Annotated in this window: 11 protein-coding genes; 10 read left to right on the top strand and 1 reads right to left on the bottom strand. The window is 40.4% G+C overall.

Features of this window, described 5'->3' with window-relative positions:
- Window positions 1-19 precede the first annotated feature (19 nt).
- Window positions 20-1,804: an oligopeptide ABC transporter substrate-binding protein gene (locus QI30_RS01895; RefSeq protein ID WP_126989258.1), complete on the top strand. Its 1,785-nt coding sequence runs from the start codon at window positions 20-22 to the stop codon at window positions 1,802-1,804.
- Window positions 1,805-1,863: 59 nt separating this feature from the next.
- Here QI30_RS01895 and rnhC read toward each other — a convergent pair whose 3' ends face one another.
- Window positions 1,864-2,796, bottom strand: coding sequence for a ribonuclease HIII (gene rnhC / locus QI30_RS01900; RefSeq protein ID WP_126989259.1), 933 nt, complete (start codon window positions 2,794-2,796; stop codon window positions 1,864-1,866).
- Between the two features lie 91 nt (window positions 2,797-2,887).
- Between rnhC and zapA the strand changes: the two genes are divergently transcribed.
- From zapA to QI30_RS01945, 9 genes are all read left to right on the top strand, one after another.
- Window positions 2,888-3,160, top strand: coding sequence for a cell division protein ZapA (gene zapA / locus QI30_RS01905; protein WP_126989260.1), 273 nt, complete (start codon window positions 2,888-2,890; stop codon window positions 3,158-3,160).
- Entirely contained in the window at window positions 3,153-3,692 is a 540-nt protein-coding gene (locus tag QI30_RS01910) for a CvpA family protein (RefSeq protein ID WP_126989261.1), read from the top strand. Before zapA ends, QI30_RS01910 begins: the two co-directional genes overlap by 8 nt.
- A 60-nt stretch (window positions 3,693-3,752) precedes the next feature.
- The gene (gene polX / locus QI30_RS01915) at window positions 3,753-5,459 is read left to right on the top strand and encodes a DNA polymerase/3'-5' exonuclease PolX (protein ID WP_126989262.1); all 1,707 of its coding nucleotides are present in this window, start codon (window positions 3,753-3,755) and stop codon (window positions 5,457-5,459) included.
- 12 nt (window positions 5,460-5,471) lie between these two features.
- Window positions 5,472-7,841: an endonuclease MutS2 gene (locus tag QI30_RS01920; protein WP_126989263.1), complete on the top strand. Its 2,370-nt coding sequence runs from the start codon at window positions 5,472-5,474 to the stop codon at window positions 7,839-7,841.
- Between the two features lie 15 nt (window positions 7,842-7,856).
- Entirely contained in the window at window positions 7,857-8,264 is a 408-nt protein-coding gene (locus QI30_RS01925) for a DUF350 domain-containing protein (protein WP_186439524.1), read from the top strand.
- A gap of 868 nt (window positions 8,265-9,132) precedes the next feature.
- Window positions 9,133-10,845 (top strand): AMP-binding protein, encoded by a 1,713-nt coding sequence (locus tag QI30_RS01930; protein WP_126989265.1) that lies wholly within the window; start codon window positions 9,133-9,135, stop codon window positions 10,843-10,845.
- 77 nt (window positions 10,846-10,922) lie between these two features.
- Complete coding sequence (locus QI30_RS01935) at window positions 10,923-11,504, top strand: TetR/AcrR family transcriptional regulator (RefSeq protein WP_126989266.1); 582 nt, start codon at window positions 10,923-10,925, stop codon at window positions 11,502-11,504.
- A gap of 52 nt (window positions 11,505-11,556) precedes the next feature.
- A complete protein-coding gene (locus tag QI30_RS01940) occupies window positions 11,557-12,330 on the top strand; it encodes an enoyl-CoA hydratase (protein WP_126989267.1) in 774 nt (257 codons plus the stop codon).
- 27 nt (window positions 12,331-12,357) lie between these two features.
- On the top strand, window positions 12,358-13,131 hold the full coding sequence (locus QI30_RS01945) for an electron transfer flavoprotein subunit beta/FixA family protein (protein WP_126989268.1): 774 nt from the start codon (window positions 12,358-12,360) through the stop codon (window positions 13,129-13,131).
- The last annotated feature ends 31 nt before the right edge of the window (window positions 13,132-13,162 follow it).

The raw sequence follows: 13,162 nt of genomic DNA on the forward strand, positions 1-13,162 counted from the left end.
AAAAAGAGGAGGAGATTGGATGAAGAAAAAGAATTGGCTGATGCTACTTCTTGTCGGTATCATTACGTTAGTACTTGCAGCTTGTGGCGGCGGTAGTGACAGTGAAAAAGGCAAAGATAGTGGTAAAGAAGAGGTAGACACAAGTAAGTTAGCAGATACTGTGAAAAATGATGCAGAAGCAAAAAGCGGCGGTACATTACAAGTTGGCCTTGTAAGTGACTCACCATTCCAAGGGATTTTTAACTGGGAATTATACGAGGATGCTTATGATTCAACAATCATGGAATGGACTTCTAACTCGATTTTTGATACAAAAGAAGACTTCTTAATTAGTGATGAAGGCTTAGCATCTTTAAAAGTAGATGAAGATAAAAACACGGCAACTGTCACAATTAAAAAAGATGTAAAATGGTCTGACGGCAAACCATTTACAATCGAAGATGTTATTTATCCGTACTATATTATTGCCGACAAAGATTACACAGGTGTACGTTATGATTCTGATTTCCAAAACATCGAGGGTGCAAAAGAATACCACGATGGTAAAGCAAAAGAAATTAGCGGTATTAAAAAAGTGGATGACTACACAATGGAGTTAACACTTAAGAAAGTTTCACCAGCAATTTACTCTGGTGGTGACGGTCTATGGGGCTACGCAGCACCTAAGCACCAACTTGAAGGCATTAAAGCAAAAGATTTAGTAAAATCTGATGAAGTACGTAAAAATCCAGTAACACTTGGTGCATTCGTTGTTGATAAAGTTGTTAATGGTGAGTCTGTTCAAATGGTAGCAAACGAAAACTATTTCCGCGGCAAACCGAAATTAGATAAAGTTGTTATCGAAGTTGTGCCTTCATCTTCTGCAGCAGCAGCGATGAAAGCAGGTAAGCACGATATTTTACAAAGCTATGCAGCAAACCAATACGAAGATGTAAAAGATCTTAAAAACGCACAAATTCTTGGTCGCCCAGAATTAGCTTACTCTTACCTAGGTTTCAAAATGGGTAAATGGGATTCTAAAAAAGGCGAAGTTGTTGTAAATGAAGATGCAAAAATGAAAGATGTTAAATTACGTCAAGCAGTTGCTTACGCAATGAACGTTGAAGAAGTAGCGAAAGCTTACTACGATGGCTTACGTACACGTGGTAACTCATTAATTCCACCAGTATTCGAGTCATTCTATGATGATTCATTAACAGGCTTTAACTATGATGCTGAAAAAGCGAAATCTCTTCTTAAAGAAGCAGGTTACGAAGATAAAAATGATGATGGTTTTGTAGAAGATCCAGACGGTAAAGAATTCACAATCAAAATGGCAACAATGGCTGGTACGGATAAAGATGATAAAATCGTTCAATTCTATATCCAAAACTGGAAAGATGTTGGTCTTAAAGTTGAATTAACAACAGGTCGTCCAATCGAATTCAACAGCTTCTACGATAAAGTACAAGCAGATGATAAAGATATCGACATGTTTATGGCTGCATGGGGTACAGGTACAAACCCATCACCAATGGGCTTATATGCGAAAAATGCACAATTTAACTACAGCCGTTACACAACGCCTGAGTTAGAAAAATTATTAGCAGATATCGATTCAAAAGAATCATTAGATGCTGATCACCGTGGTGAAGCGTTCAAAGCTTGGCAAGAGTATATGTTTGAACAAGCAGTAACTGTTCCAACATACTTCCGTACAGAAATCGTTCCTGTAAACAACCGTGTGAAAAACTACGATATTAAATACGTAGATGGCGCACAATTACAAGATATCGAAGTAACTGAAGACGCTCCTGCAAAATAAGATTTAGAACACAAAAAAAGGGGAATGGTCCATAGCGGGCCATTCCTCTTTTTTGTTCGTTAAATCATACGGTTTTTCGCGGCAATACGCGATGCTTTTGTTGTATTGGCGAAATGCCATTTTGTAACGGATTGTAACGCTTCCTCACCTTGTGATAGTAAGATATTTGCAGCGACTTGGTCTACTTTCGCACTGGCACCTTTTGGTAGCTCAACACCGATTTCCACCGATAATTGGTCCATCGTAGAAAGAAAAGCATAGCGTGCGATAATCGATGCGGCAGCGACAGAGAGATGCAGTTGTTCTGCCTTTGTTGAGAATAAAACGTTATCACGAATGATATCTTTTTCTTCTTGGATATGACGATAATATGTGTCACGCTCTTCGAATTGGTCGATTAAAATAAAATCGGGCTTTGTTGGCGCAATTTTTGATAACACATGGCGCAGTGCTTGATTATGTAGGAGCGCCTTGATTTTCCCTTGGGACCAGCCCTGTGCCTTTACTTTATTGTATTTATCATTATGCAGTGTCAGCACGCTGTAAGGGACGGCTTCCATGATGGCAGGTGCGATAGCACGCATTTTGGCATCGGTTAGCATTTTTGAATCTTTGACGCCAAGTTCTTTGAGTAACGCCATTTTATCTTGAGGTACATACGCCGCCGCTACCGTAATCGGCCCGAAATAGTCACCCGTTCCTGTCTCATCTGAACCGAGTACATTCATGTTAGCGAATTTTTCTGGGAGCTTATCACCCTTTGGTGACGTCGTAGTAGTAGGTGCTTTAAATTCGCCGAAGCGATTTGCTTCTTGCTCCGCCTCCGTACCCTGGAACATTACTTTTCCAGACTTATAAGAGGTAATCGTTGCATACGGGGTTTTCGCCATAAAGACGGCTCCAGGTGCATTTGTTGGAACAGCTTGTGCATCATAGTAGTCATGAACTTTTTGTTGATCTTGAGCAGATAACTTTAAAACGATTGTAGACATAATTTCTCGCCCTTTCTTTTAGTAGATTATTCACATGATATTGCATTTCATGGTATTATTAGAAATAGGATTTAAAAGGAGGGAACGGGCATTGTCAGAGCAACGCTTAAATCGTATTTCTGTAAACATTTATGGACAAACCTATAACATGGTGGGAACGGAATCGCCGAGTCATATGCGGCATGTAGCAAACACCGTCGACGAACAAATGCGAGGTATTCGCAGTGCCAGCCCTTCTTTAGATATTGCCAAGTTAGCTGTCCTAACAGCAGTTAATGCGGTCAATGATTCGATGAACTACAAGCAACGCATCGAAGAATTAGAAGCACAACTTAAAAAATTAAAGGATGACGTGAATGATTGATTTAATCATTATTATAGTACTAATTGCAGGTATTCTTACAGGCGTCGGTCGTGGCGTACTGTATCAGCTTGTTAATTTAGTAGGACTAGTAGCGGCGATTATTGCTGCGCTTATCGGCTACAAATCGTTAGCTGAAAAATTTGTCATGTACGTACCATATCCAACAGTTGCCGATGATACTGCGCTGAAATTTGGTATGGATGGTGCAGACTTAATGCAAACATTTTATAACGTTTTGGCATTTGTCTTGATCTTCTTTATTGTCAAATTCGTTTTTAAAATTATTGCATCACTATTCAATTTCGTACAGTACGTACCAGTGCTAGGGGGCTTTAACCGTCTTCTAGGTGGTTTATTAGGCTTTATCCAGGTGTACTTCATGTTATTCTTCTTACTTTACATTTTGGCATTACTACCAATTGAAAGTATTCAGAACTTCATTGACAGTTCTATTTTAACAAACTTAATACTTAAATATACACCACTCATTTCGACAATGTTCCAACAATTGTGGTTCGTTTATACGAAATAATAACGAAAAGCGGGCGCCTACTGTTGTGGGCGCTTGTTTTTTAATAAGGGGATGCTCAGTATGAATAAAAAGAAAATTATTAACACATTAGAAACGATTGCAACGTATTTAGAATTAAAGGGTGAAAATCCGTTTAAAATCTCTGCTTTTCGTAAGGCAGCAGCTGCGCTTGAGAATGACCCGCGTAGCATCGAAGAAATAGAAGATGTCACAAAAATTAAAGGTATCGGTAAAGGGACAGCCGCTGTTATCCATGATTTATTAGAAACAGGTGAATCAAGTGATTTGACCTCGTTAAAAGAGGAAGTGCCAGCAGGCTTACCATTACTACTGAAAATTCCTGGTCTTGGTGGTAAAAAAATCGCGAAGCTTTATCAGGAGCTAGGTGTCGATTCGGCAGATAGCTTAAAGGCAGCTTGTGAATCAGGGAAAGTAGGTGAACTTGCGGGCTTTGGTAAGAAAACGGTTGAAAAGCTATTAAAAGAGCTTGAAACGTTTGGTCAGCGTTCAGAGCGCCATCCGATTTGGCAGCTTGAGGAAAATGTTAAAGAGATTAATGCTGTTTTAGAGGCCATTGAAGAGATTGAGCGCTTTTCTGTAGCGGGTTCATTCCGACGTGTAGCAGAAACGAGCAAGGATATTGATTTTATTATTGCCTCTGCACAGCCGCTTGTCGTGAAGGACAAATTATTAGCGGCATTATCGTATACCGAAATTGTAGCGGCGGGTGATACGAAAATTTCGGTTATTTTAGCAGGAGATGATGCAGCGAATGCCGATTTCCGTATTGTGACGGATGCGGAGTACCCAACCGCACTACATCACTTCACAGGCTCAAAAGAACATAATGTACGCATGCGTCAAATCGCTAAAGAGCGCGATGAAAAAATTAGCGAGTATGGCGTCGAGCAGCCGGATGGTTCTGTGTTAACATTTGAGACAGAGGAAGCATTTTTCAATCATTTCGATTTACCGTTTATACCACCGACGTTACGTGCCGGACATACAGAATTTGAACGCCATGCCGATATTCCACATCTCGTAACGCTTGCGGATATTCGCAGTGATTTACATATGCATACGACGTGGTCAGACGGCGCACATACCGTTCGCGAAATGGGTGAGGCGTTGATAGAGCACGGCTATGACTATGCGGTAATTACCGACCATTCACACTATTTAAAAGTGGCGAATGGCTTGACGCCAGAGCGTTTAGAACAGCAAAAAGAAGAAATCTATGCTTTCAATCACGCACATCCAGAATTTCATTTATTACGTGGTACAGAGATGGATATTTTACCGGATGGCTCACTCGATTTTAGTGATGACGTGATGAGTAGCTTAGATTTTGTTATTGCATCGATTCACTCAAGCTTCTCACAACCGCAGGAGCAAATTATGGAGCGTTTGCATACTGCACTAAAAAATCCGCATGTCGATATGATTGCGCATCCGACAGGACGTGTTATTCATCAGCGTGACGGTTACAACCCAGATATGGCACAACTCATTGCATGGGCGAAAGAATATGGTAAAATTTTAGAGTTGAATGCAAATCCATATCGCCTTGATTTATGTGTTGAGCATTTAGAGATGGCTGCAAAAGCAGGTGTACCCGTAGCGATTAATACCGATGCACATGCGATTGAACAACTACGTTATATGGATATTGGAACGAAATACGCACAAAAAGCGTGGCTTTACAAAGACATGATTGTCAACACATGGAGCTTTGAGAAGTTCATGGATTTTTTAAATAATAAGTAGGGGGCGTTTTGAATGATCGCCGAGCGCGCATTGAAAACACTAGAGTTTGATAAAGTACGTGAGCAAGTAGCGAGTTTTGCGACATGCTCACTTGGACAAGAAGGATTAGCAAAACTAGCACCAGAAACAGAACTTGAAGCCGTACAAGGTTTACTAGCGGAAATGGATGAAGCTTTATCTATTTTACGTCTAAAAGGAAGTGTGCCAATGGGCGGCATTTTTGATGTTCGTCCACACGCACGCCGCGCACAAATTGGTGGGATGCTAAGTCCGAAAGAATTAATGGAGATTTCAAGCACGATTCGCGCAAGCCGTATTTTACGCGAATTTATTGAAACCGTAGTGGCAGACGAAGAAGTTGCCATTCCATTATTTGAAGCAAAAAAAGAGGAGTTACCAATTTTAACTGGTTTACAGCATGAAATTAACAGCTGTATTGATGATAATGCCAAAGTGATGGATTCAGCGAGCCAAGCATTACGCGGCATTCGTACACAACTGCGTACACAAGAAGGCCGAGTGCGTGACCGTTTAGCGAGCTTAACACGCGGTAGTGCTGCAGCGAAAATGCTGTCAGACTCAATTATTACGATTCGTAATGACCGTTTTGTTATTCCTGTAAAGGCGGAGTACCGTAGTCATTACGGCGGTGTCATTCATGACCAATCCGCATCAGGTCAAACGCTTTACATTGAGCCAGATGCCGTTGTACAGGCGAATAATGAAATTCAAGGTCTAAAAGTAAAAGAAAAAGCAGAAGTAGATCACATCTTAATGGAGTTATCTGCAAAAGTGCAAGAAGTCGCACATAGCTTATTTATACTCGTACAAATTTTAGGTGCTATTGATGTTGTCCTTGCTAAGGCAAAATACGGTCAAGCGAATAAATGCACGATGCCTAAAATGAATGACCGCGGTTATATGAAATTAACAAAGGCGCGCCACCCGTTACTAGATATGGATATGGCCGTTGCCAATGACATTGAGTTTGGCGATGATGTTACAGCAATCGTTATTACTGGTCCAAATACAGGTGGTAAAACGGTTACGCTAAAAACGGTTGGTCTTTGTACCTTAATGGCACAAGCGGGGATTCCGGTTCCTGCATTAGATGGCTCAGAGCTTGCTGTCTTTACGCAACTATTTGCTGATATTGGCGATGAGCAATCAATCGAGCAAAGCCTTTCAACATTCTCAAGTCATATGGTGAATATTGTCGATATTTTACATGAGTTTGACCATGAATCTCTTGTGTTATTTGATGAATTAGGTGCGGGTACAGACCCACAAGAAGGGGCTGCACTTGCCATTTCGATTTTAGACGAAGTGCATGGTCGCGGCGCGCGTGTAATGGCGACGACCCACTATCCAGAATTAAAAGCATATGGCTATAATCGTCCAGGTGTAATTAATGCGAGTATGGAGTTTAATGTCGATACATTAAGTCCGACGTATCGTTTATTAATCGGGGTACCAGGGCGCTCAAATGCCTTTGAAATTTCACAGCGCTTAGGCTTACCCGAGCATATTATTGATACGGCAAAAAATTATACAGGTACAGAAACGCATGAAGTTGAATCAATGATTGCGTCCCTTGAAACGTCTCGTATTCAAGCAGAGAAAGATGCGGAAGAATCAGCACGCCTTGTGGCAGAAGCGAATGAGCTACGTGCCGACTTAGACCGTAAAATAGCGGAATACGAAGCGACAAAAGAAGAGCTAACGAAAAAAGCAAAAGAAAAAGCGCGTAAAATTGTTGATGCTGCGAAGCGCGAGGCAGAGGATGTTATTGATGAGCTTCATAAAATGCAGCACCGTGCGAATGAAGCGGTCAAGGAGCATGAAATTATTGATGCGAGAAAACGTCTTGAAGATGCGACACCTGCACAGGAAAATCGCGTTCTGAAAAAACAACGCCAACTAAATGCGCGTGCACAGGAATTAAAAGCAGGCGATGAAGTAAAAGTGCTTAGCTATGGTCAGCGCGGTACATTGCTGAAAAAAGATAAGTCAGGTGAATGGGCTGTTCAAATTGGTATTTTAAAAATGAAATTACCAGAGGAAGATCTAGAATACATCAAGCCTGAAAAAGTGAAAGATACCGTTAATGTCTCAAGTGTTCGAAATCGTAGCCAAGCAGTAAAACTTGAGCTTGATTTACGTGGTGAGCGCTATGAAGATGCGATGCACCGTACGGAGAAATATTTAGACGATGCCTTACTATCGAATTATCACCAAGTATCGATTATTCATGGTAAAGGAACAGGCGCGCTCCGCGAAGGAATTCAACAATTATTAAAACGACATCCTCGCGTAAAAGGCTACCACTTTGGTAATGCGAATGAAGGCGGCTATGGCGTAACGGTTGTAGAATTTAAGTAGAGGGGAACGGTGCTCATGGACGCATTTTGGCAACATCCAGTTGTAGAAATGACCGGTTATTATACCGTTGTACTACTATGCTTGCTTGTCGCAATGGCAATGTTTGAAGTGGTAACACGCTACAAAAACTGGGAGGAAATTCAGAAAGGAAACGTCGCTGTCGCACTGGCGACCGGCGGGAAGATTATTGGTATCTGTAATGTCTTTCGCTATTCGATTGAGCATCACGCCACATTACTCGCAACAATTGGCTGGGGTATGTTTGGTTTCGTATTATTAATTATTGCGTACTTATTATTTGAATTTGTTACTCCGCGACTTGATGTTGATAAGGAGATTGCAAAGGGCAATATGGCAGTTGGCTTTATTTCATTTGCAATTTCGTTAGGTCTGTCATTTGTTATCGGTTCGACGATTCCATAAGTTTTAAAGAGACTGCGTAAAAGCAGTCTCTTTTTTTTATTCATTTGAAATCGCTCATTACACTAAGAAGCGGTTTTTGGATACGACATATCTTTAAATATGTGCCATCGCTAAGAATATAGCCATGCTATTTTGTTAAACATCTGCATAAAAATAAGAAAATGAAAAATAATTATCAAACTACTGGCGATAGTTACGACATTATTGTAATCGAGAGATAAAAAAATGACCCGTTTCAGGTGCTCTAAAGGGCTATTTTTGTCCGATTTTAATAAATTAAGGGGTATTTTTGTTGCGCTATGGTCTGGTATTTTATGAGATCTGCTTAGGAAGCTGTTTTTATAAAAAGTTGTCATTTATTTTTTTGTAAAGTGAATGTATCGTCTGAAACGGTCCTTTAAAGAACCGGCGGAGAGCGCAAAACAGCCCTTTTTATGTTTTTTTAGGTCAAAAATGCTTCGGTTGACTGGGCAGCGTTGCTATATTTTTGCGCGTTTGTCGCAATTTAATTGTTTTTGTTGACAGTTTTTGCAACATCATTAGGAAAACGCTAAAAATTTATCCGACAATGGTCGCTAGCTGACACTTATTTTGAAATATGTCGTAGCTAAAACACGCTTTCTGAGGTTCTGACCATTTTGTGCTAGCTAATCTTTTGGTAATACATGCAGAAAAAATATTGCGGGCAAACATCCATAATCGTGTATCAATAATTAGAAATCGAACGTTCGAAAATAAAAAATTCTATTTTTGTTACGAATTTTCTCGAAAAAACGAAAAAATGAGTGACTATTCATTGAAAGTTCTATTTCCGTCCGATATACTTAATGTAAGTTTTTAACTTATTATTGCAAAGGGGTGTTCGCAAGTGACTGAGAAACTTTGGTTAAAAAGTTATCCGGAAGAAGTCCCAACATCACTCGATTACCGAGAGATACCGCTGCAACAGTATTTATCAGAGATGGCGGATAAGACACCAGATAATGTCGCGATCTATTTTATGGGAAAAGAAGTTCGCTTCAAAGAGTTACAACAATACGCGTATAAATTTGCAAATTATCTTCAAAAACTTGGCCTTCAAAAAGGAGACCGCATTGCGATTATGCTCCCAAATACACCACAGGCGGTAGTCAGCTTTTTTGGTGCGATGTATGCCGGCTGTACGGTTGTGATGACCAATCCACTTTATACCGAGCGTGAAGTGGCGTATCAACTAAAAGATTCTGGTGCAAAATTAATCGTTACACTCGATATTTTGTATCCACGTATTATGAAAACATGGAAGGATACAGACTTAGAACATATCGTCGTAACGGGCTTAAAAGATTTCTTACCATTCCCGAAAAATGTCGTCTACCCGTTCATGCAACGAAAAGAGTATGGTTTCAAAGTTTCAGTGGAACATCAAGGGGTAAATCATTTATTTACTGAAATTTTACGTACAAGCCCAGATACGGCAATACCAATCGATGAAGCATTTGATTTTAATGAGGATCTGGCATTATTACAATATACAGGTGGTACGACAGGATTCCCAAAAGGGGTTATGCTAACGCATCGTAATATTGTCTCGAATGTGCAGGCCTGTGCAATGTGGACGAATGATTATCGTATTCCAGAGGATGAGCAGGAGCCGGATGTGGTACTTGGGGTGCTACCATTTTTCCATGTGTACGGCATGACAACGGTATTAGCACTTAGTGTCATGATGGGCTTTAAAATGCTCTTAGTGCCGAAGTTTGATGCGACAGAGCTTTTAAAAACAATTGATAAGCATAAGCCGACATTATTCCCAGGAGCACCAACAATTTATATTGGCATTTTAAATCATCCGGATATTGCGAAGTATGATTTATCATCGATTAAGGCATGTATTAGTGGCTCAGCACCGCTACCAGTTGAAGTACAGGATCAGTTCGAGGAAGTAACAGGCGGTAAGCTAGTAGAGGGCTATGGTCTAACAGAATCTTCGCCAGTAACGCATAGTAATTTCTTATGGATTGACCGACGTGTGAAAGGCTCGATTGGTGTGCCTTGGCCAGATACTGATGCGGCGATTATGGATACAACGACGATGACGGAAGTAGCCGTTGGAGAAGTGGGCGAGTTATGCATTAAAGGACCACAAGTTATGAAGGGCTACTGGAATCGTACTGAGGAAACAGCACAAACATTACGTGATGGATGGCTATTAACAGGTGATATGGGGTATATGAACGAGGATGGTTATTTCTTCGTTGTGGACCGTAAAAAAGATATCATCATCGCAGGTGGCTACAATATTTATCCGCGTGAAGTCGAAGAGGTGTTATATGAGCATGAAGGGATTCAAGAATGTGTCGTTATCGGAGTACCAGATCCGTACCGCGGTGAAACTGTAAAAGCCTTTATCGTGAAAAAAGAAGGTGCAGAGGTGAGTGATGACGAATTAAATCGTTACTGCCGTAAAAATTTAGCATCATATAAAGTACCACGTATTTACGAATTTAGAGAAGAGTTACCGAAGACCGCGGTAGGGAAAATCTTGCGTCGTCAGCTTGTTGATGAAGAAAAAGCAAAACAAAATGATAACCTTGCTTGACAAAACTTACCAGGTGCATTTATTATAAAGATGTGAATGAATAACCATTCATTTTTTGGATATGGTGGTGATACAAAGTGAGGAAAGAAAAGCCGAAGTATAAGCAAATTATAGACGCTGCAGTAATTGTTATTGCAGAAAACGGCTATCATCAAGCGCAAGTTTCGAAAATCGCGAAGCAGGCTGGTGTTGCGGATGGAACCATTTATTTATACTTCAAAAATAAAGAGGATATTTTAATCTCCGTTTTTGAAGATAAGATGGCAGTTTTTATTAACCGCTTACAAGTGATTGTAGATCGCAATGAAACAGCTTCTGAGAAACTGCAAAAGATGATTGAAAGTCACTTTAAAGTACAAACGGATAATAAACATCTCGGGATCGTGACACAACTAGAATTGCGCCAATCCAATATTGAAGTTCGAGCGAAAATTAATGCTATTTTAAAAGGTTATCTCGATTTAATCGACGAAATCTTACGACAAGGTGTTAATGCAGGTGACTTCAGAGCGGATATGGACATTCGTTTGGCGAGACAATGTATTTTTGGAACCATTGATGAAGTAACAACTTCATGGGTGATGAAAGACCAAAAATTTGATTTGCTCGCACTAGCACCCAAAGTATATGAGTTATTGCTAAATGGTATTAAGTCATAATTTAGAGACTGAGCTTTTGCTCAGCCTCTTACATATAGGAGGGAATTAGCGAATGAGCTTTCTACAATTATCGAACCAAGGCGCCCTAGCAGTCATTACGATTAATCGCCCACCCGCGAACGCAATGAGCTATGCGCTGATCGTCGAGCTTGACGGTCTATTTGATAAAATTGCCAACGATCCAGATACACGTGTTGTCGTTATTCACGGCGAAGGCCGATTTTTCTCAGCTGGTGCAGACATTAAAGAGTTTACGCAAGTTGAAACGGAAAAACAAATGCATGATCAGACAATGGCTGTGCATAAAATTTTCAGAAAAATCGAAACTTTCGAGAAACCAGTTATCGCGGCCATTCATGGTGCTGCGCTAGGTGGCGGATTGGAATTAGCCATGAGTTGCCATATCCGATATGTCGCGTCTAATGCCAAGCTTGGGCTTCCTGAGCTTAACCTTGGATTAATTCCAGGGTATGGTGGTACGCAACGATTACCGAGCCATGTTGGACTTGCTAAAGCAGCAGAAATGATGTTTACGTCCGAGTCATTAACAGGTGAGGAAGCTGTACAGTGGGGGTTAGCTAATGCCCATTTTCCAGAAGAGGAGCTGAAAGCGAGTGTACTTCAAAAAGCACAAAAAATTGCTGAAAAGAGTCCACTAGCATTAAAATCAGCCATCGACCTACTTCGTTTAGGCGATACACCCAATCTAAAGGAAACATTAGAAGCGGAAGCCGAGCACTTTGCAGCATGCTTTAAGACAGAAGATGCAAAAGAAGGCATCACAGCGTTTGTAGAAAAACGCAAGCCAGTATTTAAGGGAAAATAGATAATACACATAGGGAGGTTTACGATTATGAACATCTTTGTATTAGTAAAAAGAACTTTTGATACGGAAGAAAAAATCGTTATTAACGGAGGCCAAATTCAAGAAGACGGTGCGGAATTCATCATCAATCCGTACGATGAATATGCCATCGAAGAAGCGATTAAAATCCGCGACGCTGAGGGCGGCGAAGTAACAGTACTGACAATCGGTAATGAGGAGTCAGAAAAACAACTTCGTACGGCATTAGCAATGGGCGCAGATAAAGCCGTATTAATCAACGCTGAAGAAGATTTAGATGATTTAGACCAATATACAATCTCAGCTATTTTAGCAGAATACCTAAAAGATAAAGAAGCAGACTTAATCCTAGGCGGTAACGTTGCAATCGACGGCGGCTCAGGTCAAGTAGCTCCACGTTTAGCAGAATTATTAGGCATTAACTATGTAACAACTATTACTTCTCTTGAAATTAGTGGCGGTAAAGCAAACATCGTTCGCGACGTTGAAGGGGATTCAGAAGAAATCGAAACAGCTCTACCTCTATTAATCACAGCACAACAAGGTTTAAATGAACCTCGCTATCCTTCATTACAAGGGATTATGAAAGCGAAGAAAAAACCGCTTGAAGAATTAGAGTTAGATGATTTAGACATCGATGAAGACGATGTAGAACCAAAAACAAACGTTGTGGAAATTTTCCTTCCACCAACAAAAGCAGCAGGTCGCGTACTTGAAGGTGAATTACCAGCTCAAGTGAAAGAATTAGTATCATTACTACATTCTGAAGCGAAAGTTATTTAACATCCTAAGTAAACAAATTGATGGGAGGATT

Source organism: Candidatus Kurthia intestinigallinarum (assembly GCF_003991225.1).
GTDB lineage: Bacteria > Bacillota > Bacilli > Bacillales_A > Planococcaceae > Kurthia > Kurthia populi.